The 21976-nt window shown below is 45.0% G+C and carries 25 protein-coding genes; 18 read left to right on the forward strand and 7 right to left on the reverse strand.

Annotated elements, in window-relative coordinates; translation table 11 throughout:
* Positions 1 to 21: 21 nt before the first annotated feature.
* Both AC3CHU_RS00425 and AC3CHU_RS00430 read right to left on the reverse strand, forming a co-directional pair.
* Positions 22 to 618 (reverse strand): tRNA-uridine aminocarboxypropyltransferase, encoded by a 597-nt coding sequence (locus AC3CHU_RS00425; RefSeq protein WP_488524929.1) that lies wholly within the window; start codon positions 616 to 618, stop codon positions 22 to 24.
* Between the two features lie 2 nt (positions 619 to 620).
* Positions 621 to 2165, reverse strand: coding sequence for a COG3650 family protein (locus tag AC3CHU_RS00430; RefSeq protein WP_488524930.1), 1545 nt, complete (start codon positions 2163 to 2165; stop codon positions 621 to 623).
* 39 nt (positions 2166 to 2204) lie between these two features.
* Between AC3CHU_RS00430 and AC3CHU_RS00435 the strand changes: the two genes are divergently transcribed.
* Positions 2205 to 2672 (forward strand): EVE domain-containing protein, encoded by a 468-nt coding sequence (locus AC3CHU_RS00435; RefSeq protein WP_017096078.1) that lies wholly within the window; start codon positions 2205 to 2207, stop codon positions 2670 to 2672.
* An 87-nt stretch (positions 2673 to 2759) separates the two neighbouring features.
* Here AC3CHU_RS00435 and AC3CHU_RS00440 read toward each other — a convergent pair whose 3' ends face one another.
* Together AC3CHU_RS00440 and AC3CHU_RS00445 are read right to left on the reverse strand one after the other, a co-directional pair.
* Positions 2760 to 3587, reverse strand: coding sequence for a Cof-type HAD-IIB family hydrolase (locus tag AC3CHU_RS00440; protein WP_114634112.1), 828 nt, complete (start codon positions 3585 to 3587; stop codon positions 2760 to 2762).
* A gap of 215 nt (positions 3588 to 3802) precedes the next feature.
* Complete coding sequence (locus AC3CHU_RS00445) at positions 3803 to 4783, reverse strand: alpha/beta fold hydrolase (protein WP_171309424.1); 981 nt, start codon at positions 4781 to 4783, stop codon at positions 3803 to 3805.
* An 81-nt stretch (positions 4784 to 4864) separates the two neighbouring features.
* Here AC3CHU_RS00445 and rhtB point away from each other — a divergent pair, with 81 nt between their 5' ends.
* The 7 genes from rhtB (at position 4865) to AC3CHU_RS00480 (ending at position 11399) form a co-directional block, all read left to right on the forward strand.
* Positions 4865 to 5482, forward strand: coding sequence for a homoserine/homoserine lactone efflux protein (gene rhtB / locus AC3CHU_RS00450; RefSeq protein ID WP_488524931.1), 618 nt, complete (start codon positions 4865 to 4867; stop codon positions 5480 to 5482).
* A 43-nt stretch (positions 5483 to 5525) separates the two neighbouring features.
* Positions 5526 to 6746 carry an EAL and HDOD domain-containing protein gene (locus tag AC3CHU_RS00455; RefSeq protein WP_054548349.1) on the forward strand — a complete coding sequence of 407 codons (1221 nt, stop codon included), beginning with the start codon at positions 5526 to 5528 and terminating at the stop codon, positions 6744 to 6746.
* 99 nt (positions 6747 to 6845) lie between these two features.
* Positions 6846 to 7187, forward strand: a complete 342-nt coding sequence (locus AC3CHU_RS00460; RefSeq protein ID WP_171309423.1) for a metalloregulator ArsR/SmtB family transcription factor — start codon at positions 6846 to 6848, stop codon at positions 7185 to 7187.
* Between the two features lie 41 nt (positions 7188 to 7228).
* Positions 7229 to 8230 (forward strand): ArsJ-associated glyceraldehyde-3-phosphate dehydrogenase, encoded by a 1002-nt coding sequence (locus tag AC3CHU_RS00465; protein WP_171309422.1) that lies wholly within the window; start codon positions 7229 to 7231, stop codon positions 8228 to 8230.
* 158 nt (positions 8231 to 8388) lie between these two features.
* On the forward strand, positions 8389 to 8898 hold the full coding sequence (locus AC3CHU_RS00470; protein ID WP_488524932.1) for a cyclin-dependent kinase inhibitor 3 family protein: 510 nt from the start codon (positions 8389 to 8391) through the stop codon (positions 8896 to 8898).
* Positions 8899 to 8995: 97 nt separating this feature from the next.
* Positions 8996 to 10216, forward strand: a complete 1221-nt coding sequence (arsJ, locus tag AC3CHU_RS00475) for an organoarsenical effux MFS transporter ArsJ (protein WP_065682858.1) — start codon at positions 8996 to 8998, stop codon at positions 10214 to 10216.
* A 169-nt stretch (positions 10217 to 10385) separates the two neighbouring features.
* Positions 10386 to 11399: an acyltransferase gene (locus AC3CHU_RS00480; protein WP_488524933.1), complete on the forward strand. Its 1014-nt coding sequence runs from the start codon at positions 10386 to 10388 to the stop codon at positions 11397 to 11399.
* Positions 11400 to 11458: 59 nt separating this feature from the next.
* On the opposite strand, the gene AC3CHU_RS00485 is transcribed toward AC3CHU_RS00480, so the two are convergent.
* Entirely contained in the window at positions 11459 to 11788 is a 330-nt protein-coding gene (locus AC3CHU_RS00485; RefSeq protein WP_004736596.1) for a DUF2500 domain-containing protein, read from the reverse strand.
* A gap of 244 nt (positions 11789 to 12032) precedes the next feature.
* Between AC3CHU_RS00485 and AC3CHU_RS00490 the strand changes: the two genes are divergently transcribed.
* The 4 genes from AC3CHU_RS00490 (at position 12033) to AC3CHU_RS00505 (ending at position 15083) form a co-directional block, all read left to right on the forward strand.
* Positions 12033 to 12407, forward strand: coding sequence for a DUF4145 domain-containing protein (locus AC3CHU_RS00490; protein WP_488524934.1), 375 nt, complete (start codon positions 12033 to 12035; stop codon positions 12405 to 12407).
* Positions 12408 to 13333: 926 nt separating this feature from the next.
* Complete coding sequence (locus tag AC3CHU_RS00495; RefSeq protein ID WP_488524935.1) at positions 13334 to 13954, forward strand: lysoplasmalogenase; 621 nt, start codon at positions 13334 to 13336, stop codon at positions 13952 to 13954.
* 90 nt (positions 13955 to 14044) lie between these two features.
* Positions 14045 to 14281 (forward strand): YecH family metal-binding protein, encoded by a 237-nt coding sequence (locus tag AC3CHU_RS00500; RefSeq protein WP_017063767.1) that lies wholly within the window; start codon positions 14045 to 14047, stop codon positions 14279 to 14281.
* Positions 14282 to 14498: 217 nt separating this feature from the next.
* Positions 14499 to 15083 carry a YhgN family NAAT transporter gene (locus tag AC3CHU_RS00505; protein ID WP_009848232.1) on the forward strand — a complete coding sequence of 195 codons (585 nt, stop codon included), beginning with the start codon at positions 14499 to 14501 and terminating at the stop codon, positions 15081 to 15083.
* A gap of 73 nt (positions 15084 to 15156) precedes the next feature.
* Here the strand turns inward: AC3CHU_RS00505 and AC3CHU_RS00510 are convergent, their stop codons facing one another.
* Positions 15157 to 15423: a DUF1145 domain-containing protein gene (locus AC3CHU_RS00510; RefSeq protein WP_004736590.1), complete on the reverse strand. Its 267-nt coding sequence runs from the start codon at positions 15421 to 15423 to the stop codon at positions 15157 to 15159.
* Between the two features lie 10 nt (positions 15424 to 15433).
* Positions 15434 to 16036 (reverse strand): 16S rRNA (guanine(966)-N(2))-methyltransferase RsmD, encoded by a 603-nt coding sequence (gene rsmD / locus AC3CHU_RS00515; RefSeq protein WP_016796095.1) that lies wholly within the window; start codon positions 16034 to 16036, stop codon positions 15434 to 15436.
* Between the two features lie 230 nt (positions 16037 to 16266).
* On the opposite strand from rsmD, the gene ftsY reads away from it, so the two are divergent.
* From ftsY to glpG, 6 genes are all read left to right on the forward strand, one after another.
* Entirely contained in the window at positions 16267 to 17514 is a 1248-nt protein-coding gene (gene ftsY / locus AC3CHU_RS00520) for a signal recognition particle-docking protein FtsY (RefSeq protein ID WP_237291232.1), read from the forward strand.
* Positions 17515 to 17591: 77 nt separating this feature from the next.
* Positions 17592 to 18269 carry a cell division ATP-binding protein FtsE gene (gene ftsE / locus AC3CHU_RS00525; RefSeq protein WP_004736585.1) on the forward strand — a complete coding sequence of 226 codons (678 nt, stop codon included), beginning with the start codon at positions 17592 to 17594 and terminating at the stop codon, positions 18267 to 18269.
* Positions 18256 to 19224: a permease-like cell division protein FtsX gene (gene ftsX / locus AC3CHU_RS00530; protein ID WP_488524936.1), complete on the forward strand. Its 969-nt coding sequence runs from the start codon at positions 18256 to 18258 to the stop codon at positions 19222 to 19224. Before ftsE ends, ftsX begins: the two co-directional genes overlap by 14 nt.
* Before the next feature lie 177 nt (positions 19225 to 19401).
* Entirely contained in the window at positions 19402 to 20259 is an 858-nt protein-coding gene (gene rpoH / locus AC3CHU_RS00535; protein WP_026012297.1) for an RNA polymerase sigma factor RpoH, read from the forward strand.
* 429 nt (positions 20260 to 20688) lie between these two features.
* Entirely contained in the window at positions 20689 to 21009 is a 321-nt protein-coding gene (glpE, locus tag AC3CHU_RS00540; RefSeq protein WP_004736711.1) for a thiosulfate sulfurtransferase GlpE, read from the forward strand.
* A gap of 58 nt (positions 21010 to 21067) precedes the next feature.
* The gene (gene glpG / locus AC3CHU_RS00545; protein WP_017079821.1) at positions 21068 to 21913 is read left to right on the forward strand and encodes a rhomboid family intramembrane serine protease GlpG; all 846 of its coding nucleotides are present in this window, start codon (positions 21068 to 21070) and stop codon (positions 21911 to 21913) included.
* The last annotated feature ends 63 nt before the right edge of the window (positions 21914 to 21976 follow it).

Consider the following 21976-nt stretch of genomic DNA (forward strand, 5'->3'; position numbering starts at 1 on the left):
CTTCCTACGCTCCTGCTTGATCTATTTGAGAGCGTGGCCACATTTGTCGGCGTGGAATACTTTTAGATACTGTTGGTAGTAGTCATCAATCAGTTTGGCAGGTTCGCTTTCACCTAAAGACTTGAGTAACTCAATGCCCACTTCGCAAGTACACAGATGGCCCCTGTCTTGATTGCGGCGCAAGGTGTAAGAGGATTCGCTGGTGATGTCGAGGTGAACTTGTGGGACAGCTTGTAACCACGAGCTCTTGTTAAGCATCTTCTTCGCTTCTTGCCATGTGCCATCCAAGATGATGAATAGCGGCTTACGATTCTGGGCTTGGGTCATTACAGCTTGCTGGCACTCAATGCTTTTATCACTCGGGAATAAAAGAAACGGTTGTCGTGTTTCATCTTCAAGCAGTGCCATTAGCTCGGCTGGTGGTGTTTTCCTTTGCCATATCAAGGACTGACACTGCTCAAGGGATTGCTCAAGCAACTTTCCGGTGTTGGTGTCTCGCGACAGCTCATTCTCATGAGTCAGTAGTACAAGATCGGTTTGGCTTTCAACCGTCGGTATTAGATGACAAACGCACTGGTGAGTGAAGCCACAACCATGGCAAGCTTGTTGGTTACTCATCTTTACAGCTTAACTCCACTTTGTGCAGGTGATACACCATCAGCGAACAAAACCACATCGCTGATATCAGCATCATCTGCAACTGGAGCGACACTTGGGTTGAGTGGGTAGCTAACACCGGTGTAAGACAGTGTGTGCTTCGCAGGTGTTGCACCGCCGCCGCTGACATTGAAGATCAGATCTTGCCAACCGTGGTTTTGTGATTTGCCTAAGCGTATGTCGCCCTTAACCAATGTCACTCGACTATTGAAGCGCCAGTTATCTTGATGATTTTCAAAAATAAGCAGTGTACAGCCACCAGAGCCACACCAATCGAGCTGGGCAAACAGTTCTTCCTTACCATCGCCATTTAAGTCGTAGGTTAACCAGCGGTACTTGGTATCGTCAGGTGAGCTGTTGTTGATCTTAAAATACTCACGGATCGCTTGGTCGACTTTTTGATCAAGTTGATCACTGGAGTTCACCTGCTTTGCGGTTAGATCAACGTTAGCGGTGGTGTTTACTTGCGCTTGTGCATTCTTAGCTTCGAATAGCACCAGACCGCCATTGGCTATCGGGTAGACAACGTTGCCCACTTTCTCTTTTTCAGCGACCAGCTTGCCGTTATCGAGCGTGAAGATGCGCTCGGAGATTAAATATTGTTGCTGGTGGCGAGTCATAACCACTTGTACCTGATTTTGGTTCAGTTGCTGCCAGAAGCCTTGTTCAACAATAGAGGGGTCGCCATTGCTGTACGAGTATGTCGTAATGGCGCTGTGGTCATCGTTGAGCTCAAGGTTGATAGAGAATCCAGTGTTCTGCGTTGAGCTAGCGAAGTAGAGTCCGCTCCAGTCCAATGTTGGATCTTGGTTAGAGACCGTTGCACAGCCATTATAGTTACTGTCATTGAGGTTAAGCTTGGCATGCCATCCATAGATAGAATCGCTCATGCCGTCGCTGCAACTCTCTTTTGTAAGGTTGAGTTTGCCTTGCGCTGCTTTACCTTCTAATTGGTAATCACGACTGCTTGGTGTGGTGCGGCTTGATTCAATATCGAGGATCTGTGGCTGCTCGCCCATCTTAGTGTATTTGAGCTGGTCCTTATCGAAGTTTGCTGACCAGAAAGGTTCATTGCCGAATACACGTGTTGAACGCAGGGGTTGGTCACAACGATCAGGGTTTTCTGCGGTGAGGATATTCACTTGATCAACCACGAAACGTGCCGTGAAATCTGCGTTATACCCTGTTTGGCTCGGTACGGTTAGATGACCAATCAGCTCGCCGTATAAGGCTTGGTAAGGTCTCGTTGAGAGCCCTTGCGCTTCTAATGCGAGTTCTGGCGTTAAATCTAACCAGTATTGTTGTTGGCTACCGCAAGGGGTGAAGGTTCGGCTTTCATGGCCAACCACCACCTGGCCACGCATGATGAAGGTTTGCGGTTGAATGCTTAGTGGCTCATCCAAGGTTGCTGGTGGTAGTTCTGGCTTTTGGGGGGAATCTGGTGCTGTGACACAGCCTTGTAGAGCGAATGCGACTAGCCATGTCACTGGGTTTTTCATTACCTTCATGTTATATCTTCCTCGGAGCAACCGTTAATTGGATTTATTATGGCATATTGGTTATTTAAAACAGAACCTGACACCTTCTCTATTCAGACTCTGAGAGTACAAAAAACCTCTTGTTGGGAGGGTGTACGCAACTATCAGGCTCGAAACATGATGCGCGATGACGTTAAGCTTGGAGACCTGGTGATGATATACCATTCATCATGTAAAAAAGTGGGCGTCGCGGGGATCGCTAAAGTAACCAGAGAAGCCTACCCAGACCATTTTCAATTCGATCCAGAAAGTGATTACTACGATGCCAAGTCTTCGCCAGACAACCCACGTTGGATAATGGTGGATGTCGAGTTTGTGCGAGTGACTGAGCGCTTAATTCCTTTGGCAACGCTTAAAGCGATGCCTGAGCTAGCAGAGATGCCGTTGGTTAAACGGGGCAATCGCTTATCCATCATGCCGGTTACAGAGCAAGAGTGGCAGGCGATCTTAAGCAAAGAAGTGCTAGGTTCTCGTTAGCGTTAGAGAGAACTTTTTACGTAAGGTTCAAAAAAGGCAGCCATTGGCTGCCTTTTTATTTATTCAGATCTCTTCGACGAGATGAGGTTAGAGCAGGTGCTTTTCTAGGTAGTGCGCAACGGCGTCGTCTGCGCTGCTGCCAATCACTTCATTGTCTGGCAAAGCTTTAAATACTTTCTCATGCGATGTACCCATCACTAAGCCTTTGCCTGCCATAGCCAGCATCTCGGCATCGTTCATTCCGTCACCAAAGGCAATACAGTTATCCAGTGTCAGGTTCAGTGACTTCGCAACAGCGTCTAAGGCATGGCCTTTAGAAACTTCAGCGGCCATCACTTCTAAACACCAAGGCGTTGAAAAGGCGATGTTCAGCTTGTCGCCAAAAGTATCTCTTAGCTTTTGTTCAAACGTGACGAGATATTCGTGGTCCTGTTCTGGGTGAGTGAAAAAGACTTTCGCAATACCTTCGCTTGGTGCATTTTCTGCTTCAAAGCGCTTGTAGCTAAAGCCAGACTCACTGTGGAATTTTGCCAGCATTTCGTCTTCACGGTCCAATAGCCAATCTTCATTCTGGTACATGTGAATAAAGAGATTTGGATCTTGGCGAACAATATCGATAACAGGTTGAACGAGTTCCTGAGGCACGTTCTGGCTATACATCAGTTGATCGTTCTGGTCATGCACGCGTGCACCGTTTGAAGTGATCATGTACGCCGGAATACCTGCGATCTGACGAATACCCGCCACATCGACGTGGTGACGACCCGTAGCAAAGATAAAGGTATAACCTTGGTCGTGTAATTTCTTAAGTGTTAGCTTGGTAAAGTCGCTTAGCTGATGGTTGGGAGCCAAAAGCGTACCATCTAAATCAGAAGCAACAATTTTCACGGAATCTTTTAGTGCAGGAATACTCATTTAACCCTCATTGCAAAAATGCTTAACCAATATCGACGCTAGCCAACGCTAGAATCGTTTTAACTACAATATCTCTAGGTAGAAATTGTATGCCAATTTCATGCAAGAAAAGAGGGCAAAGCTCACTTACTTCTCTTCCTCTTTAGCACTTATGTTCTTGGTCGGTTACTCAGCTTATTCGCTTATTCGCTTATTCGCTTATTAGTTTATTAGCTCTAGGCAAAAAACTGATTGATAGCATTCAGTGTTTGATTGCGATATTCGTCTTTCTCAAACAGCACCTCATGCTTAGACCCTTCAATGGCCTTAAACTGGCAGGCTGAGTTGGTTTTCCTCAGTTTATTGATGAACTTCACTTGAGCGCTGTTGCTGACAATCTTCTCTTCTCCAGCTTGAATCAATAACAGTGGGATCTTGATTTGACGAGTTTGTTGTATCGCCTGCTTCGCTGCCATTAACCCTTGCCATACCCAGCGAGTGCTTGGTCCGCCAACCTGCAAAGAAGGGGACCCGTCATACAAGCAACGGAACCAGTGATAGCGTACCTTGCTGTGGCTGAGTAAGTTATTTTCGAAGGGCTTAGAGTAGTACGCTTGCTGCCCCGGGGCATAAGTCGGCTTAGCATAGAAAGCGGTGAGTACTTGCCCAACAACCATCGCGATGGGCTTGAAGTACCATTCAGTCTTAATCCCAAACATCGGAGCGCACAGAGTAACTTTGTCAAACGGGTGATCGGGGTGAGTTTGTAGATAGCGAGTAGCTATGGTGCTGCCCATTGAATGTGCCAGTAGGTAGCGATTGGAGTATCGGCTTAGGTCAAAACTGGCAATGACGTCAGACATGTCTGAGGCGTAATCATCAAACTCATGAATGTGACCAATGTCAGAGTCTGTTACCATACGTTCCGACTGGCCTTGACCTTGGTGGTCAAATGAATAAACGTCATAGCCTTGCTGATAAAAATCATAAAAGAGTTCTTGGTATTTCAAGCAACACTCAATGCGGCCATTTGAAATAACAATGGCTTTGGTGTGCATTGGTGAGGTTAGGCTACACCAGTACAGCTTCTTTTTACCTGATGATGTGACATACCCATCTTTACGTTGTTGCCAAAGGGCAGGGATCGGGTGTTTAATCGCTTGCTCGAACTCAGGTTCTTGCGTGTACGAAAATGGGGCGGCACTGTGGTTTTCCATGGGAAATTACCTGAACTGATGCATGTGAGAGCTTTATCGCTACTAATGTTGTTAGATTAAAGAACTAGTAAGGAAATGCAAATGGATACTCATGTTTGGCTTGCTTATGTCGTCACGGCGATATTGTTTAGTTTGGCTCCGGGCTCAGGTACCGTTAACTCAATCAGCAATGGGCTAAGTTATGGCACCAAGAAGTCACTTGCGTCGATCGCCGGCTTACAGCTCGGTCTTGCATTCCACATCATGCTGGTGGGTGCAGGTATTGGTGCTCTGGTGGCTCAATCTGCGTTAGCGTTCACCATCATCAAATGGGTAGGCGTGGTTTACCTTGTTTGGTTGGGTATTCAAAAATGGCGTGATAATTCTAGCTTGGTGGCTTCAGAAGAAAGCTCAACGCTATCGAGTGGTAAGCTGCTTAGAAATGCCGTGCTTATCAATCTAACTAACCCAAAATCTATCGTGTTTTTGGTGGCTCTGTTTCCTCAGTTTATCGATCCTACACAACCGCAAGCACAGCAGTTATTAGTGTTAGGAGTTACAACAGTATTCATTGATAGTGTTGTTATGTTGGGCTACACCTCATTAGCTTCACAAATGGGACGTTTTATTCGTTCTGATCGTATAATGAGTAAGATAAATAAAATATTTGGTGGTATGTTCATGGGTTGCGGTGCCTTGCTTGCTGCCGCTAAAGCTTAGTAAAGCAATACAGTTATAGATAAATCAATAGAGTTATAGATAAATGACCGCTACCTACGTTGCTCGACAACCTATCTTAAACCGTAACAAGAACACGCTTGGTTATGAGCTGTTGTTTCGCGACGGAGAAAGGAATGCCTACCCAGCGCATATTGAGTCTAATCGAGCAACGTACCGTCTGATTGTTGAGAACTTCTTATCGGTTGGGCATAACCCTTCGATTCCATCTTCGCGCTGTTTTATTAATTTCCCTCATCAAAGCTTGATTCGTCGGCTTCCTTTAGGCTTGCCGAAAGACAAGGTTGTGGTCGAGATTCTTGAAACCTGCCAACCGACGGATGAGCTGTTAGAGGCGGTCAAAGAGCTCTATCAAGCGGGGTACATGATTGCCCTAGATGACTTTACCTCTACGCCAGAATGGGAACGATTCCTTAAATACACGCATATTGTTAAGCTCGATATCATGCAAATGGGCTTGAATGAAGCGTGTGATTTGGTAAGAGCTCATCAAGGGAAGAAGTTTAGCTTTCTGGCTGAACGAGTCGAAACTGAGCAAGAGTTTAAGCAAGCGAAAGAGGCGGGTTTTAAGTTCTTCCAAGGGTACTTCTTCAGCAAACCTGAAATCATCAAGACCAAGTACATTAGTCCTGAGCAAGTAATTGCGATGGAGCTGTTCCAAGAAGTGTGTAAGCCGGAAGTCAACTTCCAACGTGTCGAAAGCATCGTCGCGAAAGATGTCGCCTTATCGTATAAGTTACTGCGTTTTGTGAATACCATGTCACCTCGCCTTGAGGTCACCATCTCTTCGTTCCGCCAGGCTTTGGTTTATCTGGGGCAAGAGAAATTGAAAATGTTTGTCTCGTTGGCAGTGGCGTCTTATGTCTCTGATAAAAAGCCAAAAGAGCTATATGGCTTATCGCTTCAGCGAGCTCAGTTCTGCCAACGTATGTCTCGTTATCAGGCATTTGAAGGGCATGCCGAGCAAGCCTTTATGATTGGATTGTTCTCGTTGCTTGATGCGCTGCTCGACTTGTCGTTAGAGAATTTAGTTGAGCAACTGCCTTTGTGTAAAAGTATCAAGGTGGCTTTGCTACGTAGAGAAGGGCCATATGGAACCTTGCTGGCCCTTGAAGAGAGCTTTGAACATGCCGATTGGCAGCAAATGGATGAGCACTGTGCTCATTTAGGATTGAGTGTGGAACAGGTTAAAACTGAGCTCACCGAAGCTCGACGCTGGAGTCATAACGTAACCAATCAGCTCTGATTTATCTTCGTTAAACTTTTATGACAATTATAACGCACGCCTTGACGTGCGTTTTTTTACACCTATCATATATGCATATCCATATATGAGTATGTAGTTATGCTTCCTCACCAATTTTTTAAATTACTGTCCGATGAAACGCGAGTGCGTTGCTTAATGTTGATAGTTCGCAATGAGTGCTTATCGGTTGGTGAGTTGACTCAGGCATTGCAAGAAAGTCAGCCAAAGGTTTCACGCCATCTTGCGCAGTTGCGTTCAAACGGCATTTTGACTGATGTTCGCCAGGGGCAGTGGGTGTTTTACCGCCTGTCACAAGATTTACCAGGTTGGATGCTAAAGTTAATTGACGACCTTATCGCATCGAACTGTTTGAAAACTGAATACCAGCAAGATATTGAGTGCTTAGAAGCCATGACTTCACGCCCTCAATGTTGCGTTTAATTTAATATTTTTAGATTCACCACGAGCTGAGAGAATAGAAAATGACAGTCAAAGTAGGTATCAATGGTTTTGGTCGTATCGGCCGTTTAGCACTTCGCGCAGCGTTTGATTGGGCGGAAATCGAGTTCGTACAGATTAACGATGTGGCTGGCGACACCGCGACATTGGCTCACCTTCTTGAGTTCGATTCGGTTCAAGGTCGCTGGAACCACGAAGTCGCGGTTGAAGGCGATGAGATGATCATCAACGGTCAACGCATTAGAACTACGCAAGAGCGCGACATCGATGCGATCGATTGGTCTGGTTGCGATGTTGTCCTTGAAGCGACCGGTGTTCACCGTAAGGCATCTTTCCTAAATAAATACCTTGAGCAAGGTGTGAAGCGCGTTGTGGTATCGGCGCCAGTGAAAGAAGAAGGCATTGCAAACATCGTTGTCGGTGTGAACGACAATATCTTCGACCCAGCTGTACATAAAATCGTAACCGCAGCATCTTGTACAACCAACTGTCTCGCGCCAGTGGTTAAAGTGATCAACGAGAAGCTGGGTATCGAAAATGCAGTTTTCACCACCATTCACGATCTAACCAATACGCAAACTATTCTTGATGCGCCCCATAAAGATTTACGTCGTGCTCGTGCATGTGGCATGAGCCTTATTCCGACCACAACGGGCAGTGCTAAAGCGATTGTTGAGATCTTCCCAGAGCTTGAAAACCGCATCAACGGCCACGCAGTTCGTGTACCACTAGCGAATGCTTCTCTGACCGACATCATCTTCGAAGTGAAGCAAGACACCACAGCAGAAGAAGTTAACGCGATGCTGAAAGAAGCGTCTGAGAATGAACTGAAAGGTATCCTTGGCTTTGAAGAGCGTCCACTGGTTTCTATCGATTACAAAGGCGATCAACGCTCAACCATCGTGGATGCACTATCAACGATGTTGGTAGGTAAGCGCATGGTTAAGATTTACGCTTGGTACGATAACGAGATGGGTTACGCGACGCGTACGGCAGAGCTAGTACGTACAGTTGGCCTAGCTTAATACTCTTCATACTTGAAGCTGCAAGCGTTGTTAACTGCGTAAGTTCACCCTAATCACATAGAACCCCTATGCTCATAGGGCTGAACTTACTGGTTGCCTAGCTGCAACTCCAATTATTTTGAGTATCGGTTTATATACAAAAGAATTTTAAGAGATTGATGACGATGATGAATTCTCAAGTACACCCAACATGGCAACTAGATCTAGAAACTGGTGCGTTAGTGCTTACTCCGTGCCCAGGTACTAAAGACGCTGACCTAGATGCATCGTTAACGCAACTGAAAGCACAAGGCGTTGAAGCTATCGTGACAGCACTTGATGATCATGAGCTTGCAAGCAAAGACGTGGCGGCACTTGGCGAAAAAACACGTGCGCTAGGCATGCAATGGTTCCAGATCGAAATTGAAGACGACTGTGCACCGGGTGCTGATTTTGCTGCGAAATGGCAAGCGGCTAGCCCTGCGTTGCATCAAGTGGTTGATAACGGCGGCAAGGTAGCAATGCACTGTATGGGCGGTTCTGGCCGTACTGGTTTGCTGGCTGCACAGCTGCTGTTAGAGAAGAGCTGGGACATGAGCAAGATTGTTCAAGAGGTGCAGGCACTGCGTCCCGGCGCATTCACTAAGCCCATTCAGGTTGAATACATTAATGGCGTAGCGAACAGCTAATAAGCCATTGTTGGAATACAAGGAGCTTTTGGTATCTGGAGTGTTGAACTTATCATGATCCAAAAGCTCTTTTTGTTTAGATTGCAGAGATAGCGTTATGTTTTCAAATCTAAGTAAGAGCGTTCGCCAATATATGTTGGTGACTTTCAACTACTGGAACTTCACCATTACTGATGGTGCACTTCGTATGCTGGTGGTTCTGTATTTTTACGACCTTGGCTACAGTTCACTAGAAATCGCCTCACTGTTCCTTTTCTATGAATTCTTTGGTGTGGTGACCAACCTAATCGGTGGTTGGTTAGGGGCGCGTCTTGGCCTCAATAAGACCATGAACATCGGCTTAGGGATGCAAGTTGTTGCCTTGGGTATGCTCGCGGTGCCAAGCGCAATGTTGACTATTCCTTGGGTCATGGCGGCGCAGGCGTTGTCTGGTATTGCTAAAGACCTCAATAAGATGAGTGCCAAGAGCTCAATCAAAACCTTGGTTCCGGATGAGCAGCAGGGTGCGCTTTATAAGTGGATTGCGATTCTGACCGGATCTAAGAATGCACTGAAAGGTGCTGGGTTCTTTATTGGTGGTTTGCTGCTTTCTACAATTGGTTTCCAATATGCAGTGCTTGCGATGGCTGCTGTACTGACATTAGTGTTCATCGGCAGCTTGGTGAGCTTAGAAGCGGACATGGGTAAAGCGAAAACTAAACCTAAATTCAAACAGATCTTCTCTAAGTCTGAATCCATCAACATCCTATCTGCTGCGCGTATGTTCCTGTTTGGTGCTCGTGATGTGTGGTTTGTGATTGCTTTGCCGATTTACCTAGGCAGCGTGTTTGGATGGGATCACTCATGGGTGGGTGGCTTCTTAGCGGTTTGGACCATCGCATATGGCTTTGTGCAGGGCATTGCACCTAAGATTACTGGTAAAGCACAAGGCAAGGTGCCTGATGGACATGCAGCGCTATTATGGGCGGGGGCGTTGGCTATCGTGACTGCAGGTATTGCCTATGCGGTGCAAATTGGCTGGCAACCCGAGTTCGTTATTATCGGTGGCTTGATGGTGTTTGGTGCCATCTTTGCGGTGAATTCATCGCTGCACTCATACCTTATTGTGAGTTATGCGAAAGGCGATGGCGTTTCTCTTGATGTCGGTTTCTATTACATGGCAAATGCAATGGGCCGTTTGATTGGCACTATCCTGTCAGGGTTGGTATTCCAAATGGCCGGTTTGTCTGCGTGTCTGTGGGTATCTTTTGCGTTCTTAGCGATAACGACGGTGATCTCTCTGCGTTTACCTAAAGTGCCGCAAATCTCAGCGGCATAAGCTTCAACCGCATGAGCCTCATTTGTAAGAGTGAAAGTCGCATAAGCTTAAGCCGCACGAGCTAAATTCGCGATAAGCCTCTCCTTTAACAGTAAGCTGACTTGGTATTTATTCCGGTCAGCTTTTTTATTGCTATAGTAGAATGATTGAATATTAATCAGGTATTTACATGAAGCAGCGAATTCTCTTTTTTGATTTAGCACGATGTGTCGCGGCCATAGCAGTTATCGCGATTCATGTTTTGGCGCCTTATCGGAATGAATTAGGCACCATTCCTTTCGGTGAGTGGCTGACCGCCATTACGGTGAACGGTTTCAGTCGTTGGGCGGTGCCGGTGTTCATCTTGATTACTGGTGCTCTGATGCTGAGTGATCAGCGCCCGTTTGACGCTAAGTACTACCTCAAGCGTCGTCTGGGTAAGGTGCTGATCCCTTTCATTGTCTGGTCGCTGTTCTATACCTACCTATCGGGTTGGTCTGCGATGGGCTTTGATGCTGAAGTTAGTTGGGATGTGCTACTCAATAGCTATCATCACTATACCTACTATCACCTTGGCTTCTTTTATTACTTTATCCCACTCTACTTTGTGATTCCTTTTTTACAGATCATGGTCAGAAAGTACGGTGATAGATCGGTCTATGCCTTTACGGCGGTATGGTTGTTCACTACGTTATTGTTCTTATTGAAAATCGATGGCCCTTGGAGCCATGAATTGTGGTTGTACACCGGCTACTTACCATTGGGTTACTTGCTGTATAAGATTGTGCCACTTAACAAGATGACCGTCGGCGTGAGTGTGTTACTTGGTGGGTTAGCGTTACTGACCACGGTTTACATGGTGGTTGATGCAAGCTTGGTGGCAGAAGAGTACACGGTAGGGCGCTGGCTATCTTACAAAACGTTGAATACCGTATTAGCAGCGAGCATGGTGTTCATGGTATGTCGTTATTATGGTGAAGGCTTGTCTGAGAAGATCAATCAAGTGGTTGGTTTTATCAGTAAACACAGCTTAGGTATTTATCTGCTGCACCCGATTTTCTTGTGGCCAATGAAAGAGTTCGGTTGGTACCAAGGACACCCTGCTTGGGTTATTCCATTATGGATTGTGATCAGCGGAGCTGGCGCGTTATGGATGAGCTGTTTGGTCTCAAAGTCAGAGAGAACGCGTTGGTTATTGCCTTAGCGGTAGGGGCTAAGGCTTTTTGATGGGTTGCTTAGAAGAGACAGTTGAGGCGGCTAGGGTTAGCGCTTCAACGCAAAGTGTAAGAACTTATCGCCTTGGTAGGTTAAGGTTCCTTTGTCGCCAGGGTTAAGGGCGTGGAAGTAGTGGATGCCGACTTGGAATTCTCGTTTTGGACCAACGACACCACGTTGAACGTAAATCCAGTACTCTTGATCTTCTTGGCCTGGTTCTGCATCAGGAAGGTCGATGGATTGTTTGTCTAATACCGTGACATTCACTTTCTTTTCTGGCGCATTTTCACCTTGCGAGTGTTTTCGATAGAAACCAATAAATACCCAAGCCGCTAGACCAGCAAGTGCAAAGATGGCAAAAAAGAGTGAATTAGGCATATAACCTCCATGTAGTCGTGATGGTTATTCTAGTCTTTCAAGCAATAGGGATATGTGTTTAAAGCTGTTATTCGTGAACTGTTGTAAGCCAAGCTGATTATTTTTCGGCAGACATCACATTTAGTGGCTTGTTTGGGATAAAGCATTGTTATTTATTGTCTCTTTCTCACGTAAATATCAGTAAATTTGTATAAAAATAAGGGAATGCTCGACTAGAATTATAGTGTGGAGTGGGAGGGCCAAGATGACCGATATTGAAAAAGTGGTGACAAGAACTCGCAATATAGAGAAGTTATTGAGGCTTCAATATCATGCCGAAGGCGAAGGATTGCATGAGCTTGTAACAAGCTGTGAAGAAAGGCTACCGCACGATATGGTGAGTAAGCTGCGTTATATCGCGACGTGTCGTAATAAGGTAGTCAATGAACATGAGGCTAAGTTGGAAGACCAACATAAGTTCATCATGATGTGTAACGACTGTGAGAAGGAGCTGACTCCACGTAGTGGTCGTTTTATCTGGCGAGTTGCGATGTTACTGATGATGGCAATGACTTTAGCAGCCGCGGGTTTCTATTATGCGAACTGGGATGTGCTAACACTGCATCTGTTTTCGAAGTGAAAAAATTGAACAAAAAAGGGACGCTCATGGCGTCCCTTTTTTTATTTGTAACTTGCTTAGTACATCATCGGTAGTGTCATTAGACCTACAACTACCGCGATCATTACAAGTCCTTGTCTTTGCGAAGATGAAATCATAACACTACTCCTAAATTTGGTTGTCTCTCGCTATGTTTTAAAGAATAGCACTACTTATAGGTTTAGATCAAGAATTACTTTCGAAAGCTTTAAAAGTAGTAGAAAACTATTGGTTTTTGGCTTGTTTGGGTGTGTTTAACTGTGTGTTTTGGTGTGTTCTTATTTTATACGTTGTGCTTCATGTTTATCCATTTTTGATTTAAGTTGTTGTTTTACAATGGTCATTTTGTGCAATTTATATTGTTAAAGGTTGTTAAACTGTATTAATAGGGGTTGGTGGTTTCTGGCTTTGATTTTGTTCTGTTTTAAATTTTTCGGATTGGTTTTTGTAGGGATTTTTACAGAGGACTTGAAAAAACCTGACAAAGTTGGGTTTTAAGAAAGCAAGCCACTGACTTTGTAAGTCTAGAGTAATGTGGTGTTTTCATTCCCCTATTAATTCTGGATTTGTTTGTTTAAGTTATTGTTATAATTGATCTTAATTTCAGTGTTTTTAAATTTTCAAGTGTGGTATTTGATGATATATGGGGGTTTTATAAGGAGTCTATAGGTTAGAAGTGACTAAAATTCAAGTCTGGACGCTCTAATGCCAATTTAAATAAGTTTGTCGATGAATCGCTCTAGTTTTAAAAGAATAGCCATAGTCATCATAGTAATTGTTACGACTTCAATCTAAAGAGGCTCTTTTTAGTGGAAGCGTAATCAAGATCCAATTTTGAGGGGCTGAGGCTTTACATCAACACTCGTGTGCCTAGACTGGCGACGATTTAAAGCAATGGGGCAAATGGTATGTGGAGTTGGTTGGCGGTTTCCTTATCTGGTATCGGAGCAATAGCAGGAACGAAACATGGACATATCGGTCAGGCCTTGTCGTATAAGGTATTTACCTTTGTATTATTGGCGACCATTGCTTTAACTCAATCTGTCGTTTCTGACTTTACCTATTGGATAGTCGCTGGGTTGGCGATCTCTGCAATCGCAGATGTCCTTCATACGGTGACTCAAAAGCGTCCTTTGCATTTTGTGTGCTTCTTATTGGCTCAGCTCTGTTACAGCAAAGCATTTTGGTTACAGCTATCAGGAGAAATGGTCTGGTGGTTGTTCGCGCTCCTATTAGCGGCTTGTGTCGTTGCTTTCTTCTTACTTCTGCCTCGCTTAGACAAACTCGTCTTTCCTGTGGTCATCATGGGTATCGTGCTTATTCAGCTTGCATGGGCTTCTGGTGAGCTCTGGTTGCTTGAGCCTCAATTGTCACATGCGGTTGGTTTTGCTGGCTGTAGCGTGTTACTACTTTCGGCACTGGCGTATGCGCTAAATTTCTATCGTAGCCCAATCAAAGGTGCCTATTTTTGGGTGACGGGCAGTTACTTTCTCGCACACGCTCTCATTGTTGCTTCCCTTACCATTTAGGGTAGAGCTAGCTTAATTCTGAGCTACATCAAGGCAGCTCAGATGAAAGTAGGTACTCTACGTCTACTTCATTAAACATGAGATAGAGTTATGACTACCGAAATTCATGCACACAATGTTTTAAACCTACTGAGTGAAAAGCCCCTGACCCGTGAAGAGTTGACGCAAGAACTCGCTCAAACTTACGGCGCAGAAGCTCGCTTCCATACGTGTAAGCTAAATGGTCTGGATTTGGAAGGCCTGCTGAAATTTTTCCTCAAGATGGAAAAGGTCGTAGTTGTTGATGACAAACTTTGCACCAATCGCGAACGCGTGTGTAACCACTAATCTCGAGTAACAACTGGTTCTTTGAGCCCTTTGACTTTTATATAAGAAGAGTGGATGCGATGTTTCGGCTCCACTCTTTAAATTATATCTTCTAGCTTTCTATCTGCTCTCGCAAAATTCCCTTCTAATTACGTAAATTAATCCTTTTATTACTGCGTTCGAAAATCAATGTTGAGGCTGCTATACTCCGCGCACTTACGCTTTTCGAGACAAACTTATGGAAATTTTATCTGCAGCAACCATGCTGTTTCTTATTATGGATCCGCTTGGCAATCTACCAATCGTGCTCTCTATCCTTAAGCATATTGATCCGAAACGTCGCCGTATTGTTCTTGTTCGTGAACTGATGTTTGCGCTGATTATCCTGCTGTTGTTCTTGTTTGCTGGCCAAAGCATTATGAACTTCTTGCACGTGCAACCTGAAACCTTGAGTATCTCTGGCGGTATTATTCTGTTCATCATCGCGATTAAGATGATTTTCCCAAGTGCAGGCAGTATTACCGGCCTCGCGGCGGGTGAAGAACCATTTATTGTGCCGATGGCGATCCCTATGATTGCAGGCCCGTCAGTGATTGCGGCATTGATTCTGTTGTCGACACAGCACCCTGACAACATGTTAGAGCTTTCAGGCGCAGTGATGCTGGCTTGGGGCGCGACCTTCTTTATTCTGATGTTTAATGGTTTCTTCCTGCGAGTGCTAGGTGAGCGAGGCCTTAAAGCCATCGAACGCTTGATGGGCTTGTTACTGGTTATGCTGTCGACGCAAATGTTCCTAGATGGCGTAAAGGGCTACATGGGGTAACATCAGTATCAACGATGAATAAAAAAAACGCCGCTCAAATGAGCGGCGCTTTTGTATCTGAGCTTAAGTTTTATTACATCATGTGTTTACGTCGGATATCGAGGAGGGCAAAGACTCCGAAAATCAATATTGACCACTTCTCCCAACGTGACATTTCGATCTTATCGCCAAAAGCACCGATGAAAATCAGCATCTGCAGGCCGTGCATGAAGAACAAGAATGCTGTCATGATATAAAGCGCAATCGCAGCATTACCTGGGAATGGGTAGAAAATATTTACGATTAAGATAAACCAAACAAAGGCGATGGCTACTTTTGCTAGTGGAAGTAAGAACTTCATTCAATAACTCCTATTCTTCAGTGGTTCGATTAAACAGTCGGTAGCTAGACTGGCCAGTGGTCTTATCGCGATGTAATTCCCAGTTTTCTGGCATAGCCTCAAGCTGCAGCTCTTTTTCTGTCTCTACGTAAATGATGGCGTTGTCTGCCAACCAGCCATTGCTCTCAAGCAGTTGTACAGTTTCTGCAAGTAAGCCTTTACGAAATGGTGGATCTAGGAAAACCATATCGTAAGGAGTACCTGGCTTCTTAAGGAAAGAGATAGCATCAGTATTCACGACACTGATGTTGTCTGCTTTGAGCTCTTTCGCGTTATCAGAAAGCTGTTTGGCTGCCTTTTGATTCATTTCGAGCAGTGTCACCATTTTTGCTTGGCGAGAAGCTGCTTCAAAACCTAGACCGCCAGAACCGGCAAATACATCCAAGCAAGTTGAATGTGGGATATCTTGAGCCACCCAGTTAAAGAGTGTCTCTTTTACTCGGTCAATGGTTGGGCGTAATCCTTCTAAATCATGAACAGGCAGCTTTCTACCTCTCCATGAGCCACTAATAATTCGAACAAAGCCTCCGGATGGCTTTTTTTGTGATGTGTTTTGCTGGCGACGTCTTACCATAGATTTTTTGACCGCTAATAAAGTGATACTATACCGAGCCCAATTTAAGTGGGTTCGAGTATTAAATAAATTTGCAATGACAAAGTGTATCAAGCTAAAAGCAAACTTATCACTGCTTTGTCATTTTTCTTTACTATTCGTTTGTACAAGCTTGTATTGTATAACAATAGCAAAGAGTCGACGTGTATTAAGTCAATACAGCTAATTAGTAGATCTAGGAAACTCCTCTGATGACGGAAAAAAAGAAGCGCGGATTATTATCGTGGCTTGGTTTTGGTGACGAAGAACAAAGCCCAAAAACTCAGAATGAAGCGAACGTAGAAAACGTTGAAGATCAAACTGAAGTTGAATCACAAGTCGAGGTTGAACAAGCCGAGTCTGAACTAGAGGTAACTACGCCAGTTGAATCTAAGCCAGTTGATTCAGAGCAAGCGCTTGAAGAGATTCAGCAAGAGCAGCAGCCTGTCGTAGCAGAAGCAGAAGCAGAAGCAGAAGCAGAACAGGAAGAAGTTGCTGTTCCTCAAGCTCAGGTTGAAGAAGTTCAAGATAAGCCGACAGAAAGCTTCTTTGCGCGCCTTAAGCGTAGCCTTAGCCGTACTAAAGCAAACATCGGTGCTGGCTTCTTTGGCTTGTTCAAGGGTAAACAAATCGATGAAGACCTGTTTGAAGAACTAGAAGAGCAACTTCTGATTGCAGACGTGGGTATGAATACCACCGTTAAGATCATTGAAAATCTGACAGAAAAAGCATCTCGCAATGACCTAAAAGACGGTGAAGCTCTATATGGTCTGCTCAAAGAAGAGATGGCAGATATCTTAAGCCAAGTGGAACAGCCACTGGTTGTTGATACGACTAAAACACCTTACGTTATTTTAATGGTTGGTGTGAACGGTGTTGGTAAGACAACCACCATCGGTAAGCTGGCTAAACAATTCCAAAGTGAAGGCAAGAAAGTGATGTTGGCGGCGGGTGATACCTTCCGTGCGGCAGCGGTTGAACAACTTCAGGTTTGGGGCCAACGTAATAATGTTCCTGTGATCGCTCAGCACACAGGTGCCGATAGCGCGTCTGTTATCTACGATGCCATTGAAGCGGCGAAAGCGCGTGGTGTTGATGTTGTTATTGCTGATACTGCAGGTCGTTTGCAGAACAAGAGCAACTTGATGGAAGAGCTGCGTAAGATTGTTCGTGTAATGAAGAAGATTGATGACTCTGCACCGCACGAAATCATGTTAACGCTCGATGCAGGTACCGGTCAGAATGCTATCAGCCAAGCGAAGCTGTTCAGTGACGTGGCACCAGTAACGGGTATTACGCTCACTAAGCTAGATGGTACGGCGAAAGGCGGCGTGATTTTCTCAATTGCTGACCAGTTCCAGATTCCAATCCGCTACATTGGTGTGGGTGAAGGCATTGATGACCTGCGTCCATTTGAGTCTAAAGACTTTATTGAAGCACTATTTAGCCGCGAAGAGTAACGCGAGTAGCAAAGTGGTTTATCCTTAACCTGCTACCGTTTTAAATTTGATATGAGTGATCGTAAGAGGAATTTTCGGTGATCAAATTTCAGCAAGTGAGCAAAGCCTACCGAGGCGGACGACAAGCGCTCCAAAAAGTGGACTTTCACCTTAAACGTGGAGAGATGGCTTTTTTGGGTGGGCACTCTGGCGCTGGTAAAAGTACCTTGCTGAAGTTGATCTGCGCCATCGAGCGTCCAACTGACGGACGTGTTTGGTTTAACGATCACGATATCACTCGTATTCCAGCTAAAGACATTCCCTTCTTACGTCGTAACATCGGGATTGTCTTTCAAGACCATCGCCTACTGATGGATCGCTCTATCTTTGATAACGTCGCACTGCCTATGCGTATTGAATCTATTTCTGAAAATGAAATAAAACGCCGAGTCAGCGCTGCGTTGGATAAAACCGGCTTACTAGACAAAGCCCGTTGTTTGCCAAGCCAGCTTTCTGGTGGTGAGCAGCAACGCGTGGGTATCGCTCGCGCTGTGGTTAACCGTCCAACTCTGCTTTTAGCGGATGAGCCGACCGGTAACCTCGATCCTGAATTATCTAACCGTGTATTACGTTTGTTTGAAGAATTCAACCGCGCAGGTGTCACGATCATCCTAGCGACGCACGATATCGGGTTAGTGAACACTCGCCCTCAGTACCGTCATCTTGAATTAAACCAAGGCTTTTTGAGTGAGGTTGAAGACTATGGCCGCGAATAAGCGCATCAAGAAACCTCAATCCAATCGAGCAGCAAACCGGGCTTCAAGCGACGGCTTCTTTGTTGTTCATTGGAAACAAGCTAAGTCATCGTTCTCGCAAATGTGGCAACGTCCGTTGGGCAACTTGTTGACCCTTGCGGTGATCTCAATGGCTTTGGCGATGCCAGCTTGTTTGTACCTACTGGGTAAGAACGTTGGTGAAGTGGCTCAAGATGTCACCAGCCCGTCACAAATAAGTGCTTATGTAGAGGATGGTATTCCTGAGCCGAGAGTAATGGTGCTTAAGGATGAAATTGAAAGTTGGGATCAAGTCGAGCTGGTGGAATACATTTCACCGCAACAAGGGCTTGAAGACCTTAGCCAGTATTCTGGTTTTGAAGATGCCCTGACTATCCTAGATGATTATTCATTGCCAGGTGTGTTGGTGATTACGCCAAGCGTGCACAGTGATGTCTTAATCAAAGAATTAGCAAGCAAGGTTAAAAAGCAAGAGCTAGTGACCGATGTTCGTTTAGACGAAGATTGGTTAGCTCGATTAGATGCGATCAAAGCATTAGCAGCGGTCATCGTTATTACTCTAACGGTATTGATGTTGGGCGCGGTATTTTTGATTATTGGTAATACATTACGCTTTAATGTGTTGGCGCATAAAGACGAGATTCAAACCATGAAGCTGATTGGTGCTACCGACAGCTACATTCTTCGACCATACCTTTATGCTGGGATGTGGTTTGGCGTTTTAGGTTCGATTAGTGCTTGGGTTATGACGGCATTGATTACCGTATTGCTCAACAGTGCAGTGGATGATTTGGCTCAGCTTTATGATAGCCATTTCCGCTTAATTGGCCTGAGTTGGGATGAGTCTTTATTACTTTTGATCGTCGGAACCCTGCTTGGTAGTGTGGCTGCGAAGCTTTCTGCACAGCGTCACCTAAAAGAAATTGAACCAGTTTAGGTGAATAGAGTCATATTTATACGAAAAATAGGCAGTTCTTAACCAGTTTTTGCCTTGTATAGACGAATTGATTATGCATAATTACTTCCCCCTCCTTGAAACCTGTTCATTTTAGGTTCAAGATTGTCGGGTTTTAATAGATGTATTACTCCAGATCAGAGATTGATGAGGAACCGAATGGCAAACCAAGCGTATCAAATGGCTTTAGTCACACAAGATAGTTTAGATAGCTATATCCGCTCAGCGAACAGCTACCCTATGCTGACTCCTGAAGAGGAACGTGGACTTGCAGAGCGATTACATTACAAAGGTGAGATCGACGCTGCGAAAGGCTTGATCCTTTCCCACCTAAGATTCGTGGTGCACGTTGCAAGAGGCTACTCTGGCTACGGGCTACCAATGGCTGATCTCGTCCAAGAAGGTAACATCGGCTTGATGAAGGCTGTTAAGCGCTTCAATCCAGAAGTTGGTGTTCGTCTAGTCTCTTTTGCTGTTCACTGGATCAAAGCTGAGATTCATGAGTACGTTTTGCGTAACTGGCGTATCGTTAAGATCGCAACAACGAAAGCACAACGTAAATTGTTCTTTAACCTTCGTAAGTCTAAAAAGCGTTTAGGTTGGTTCAATAATGGCGAAGTTGAGACGGTTGCACGTGAGTTGGGTGTTGAGCCTTCAGAAGTTCGTGAGATGGAATCACGCTTAGCGGCACAAGACGCTACGTTTGAAGCCCCGATGGATGACGATGACGGGGGTTCTGCTTACACGGCTCCAGTTTACTACCTAGAAGACAAAGCATCAGACGTTGCTGAAACGGTTGAAGCGGCGAACTGGGAATCACACACCAACAATCGCCTAGGACTCGCATTGAAGAGCTTAGACGAACGCAGCCAGCACATTGTGCGCTCACGTTGGTTAGATGATAATAAGTCGACACTGCAAGACTTAGCGGATACCTACAGCATTTCTGCAGAGCGTGTTCGCCAGTTAGAAAAGAATGCGATGAAGAAATTGAAACAAGCCGTTGGCGATTTCTAATAGCATCTAGCTTCTATCTAATAGTAGAGCTAACAAATAGCTGAATTTTGAAAAGGCCGAGATCGAGAGATCTCGGCCTTTTTGTTTTGGATCGATTTCTCAATTTTTGCGATCGAAATTTGCAAAGTGATTTTGTGGATAACTCTGTGAGAAGTTTATTCGTCAGCTGTCTAAAAGCAGGGTGTAGTAAGGCTTTGAAGGGGTTTTTCGAGTGGGGATATGTTTCAGTTAACCCACAGCTAGATCAGGATCATTACTACATGTTGTGGATCCATTTTAAAAAAAGCACTTTATTCACGCAATTCACAGGTTTATCCACAAATGGTGTAAAAGTGATCGCTGGTGGATAACCTTATTAAGTGGATGTGATTGTTAGCCTTGGGATAGGTTACAATGGCAGCAAAGTAAATCAGTATAAAAGAGAAAGTCATGGACCAGTTTAAACATATTGATGTTAAAGGTGCTCAAGCCCTTATTGAACAAGGCGAAGCTCGACTTGTCGATATACGTGACCCGCAGTCTTTTGCGGTAGCTCACTCAAAAACCGCTTACCATCTTACTAACGATACCATGGTGTCGTTCATGGATGAGGTGGAGTTCGAACAGCCAATCTTAGTGATGTGTTATCACGGTATTAGTAGCCAAGGTGCGGCACAATATTTAGTGAACCAAGGCTTTGAAGAGGTATATAGTGTTGATGGTGGATTTGAAGCTTGGCATCGTGCTGAACTTCCAGTGATCGCGGGTTAATAGCCTTTATCACTTGAACCGCTTCAAGCATCTCTCATAGCATGAATAGGAAGTAACAATGATTAGATTGATGGTGTTAGACAATCCACGTCTTGCTCAAGCGTTTATTGATTATATGGCCTCTCGTCAGATCCCTATTCAGATGTCACCTGAGGGAGAAGGGCGTTTTGCTCTTTGGCTTCTTGAGGGTCAATATCAGGTTGAAACCGAGGCCGAGCTCAATCGTTTCCTGTCGGAACCCAATCATAAGCGCTATCAAGCAGCATCTTGGGACATGGCAGAGACAAGAAAGAGCAACTTTCATTATCACACGCCAAGTTTTATGGGCATGATAAAAGCCAAAGCGGGCCCCGTGACACTCAGCCTGATGTTGGTGTGTGTGGTGATTTTTGCACTGCAGCAAGTCGGTTTTGGTCAAGCTATTTTCAACGCCCTACATTTCCCTGCGGTTGACGGACAACAATGGCAATTGTGGCGTTGGTTAAGCCATGCTGTTCTGCACTTCTCTGTTATGCATATCGCATTTAATATTTTGTGGTGGTGGCAGTTAGGTGGGGATATTGAGAAAAAACTAGGTAGCCTCAAGCTACTTCAGATCTTTGCTGTCTCTTCTGCGCTTTCAGGTGCTGGGCAGTATTGGGTTGAAGGGGCGAATTTCGGTGGTTTGTCTGGTGTTGTGTATGCCTTGGTTGGCTATCTATGGGTGGTGGGTGCAAAAGCCCCTCAGCTTGGCTTAGGCATTCCAAGACAGATCGTCGGCTTTATGTTGGTGTGGCTAGTGCTTGGTTACATGCAACCGTTCATGGCCATTGCAAACACCGCTCATTTGGCTGGCCTAGCCGCTGGTGTCATTATTGGTTGGATTGATGCTATGAAAGCACCGAGTTCAGCACGAAGCGAGTAGATGCTTTTTGGCAGTAGCTAAATAATAGAGACAAAAAAGCGGCCAGATGAGCCGCTTTTTTAT

Source organism: Vibrio sp. QJM3NY_39 (assembly GCF_057785895.1).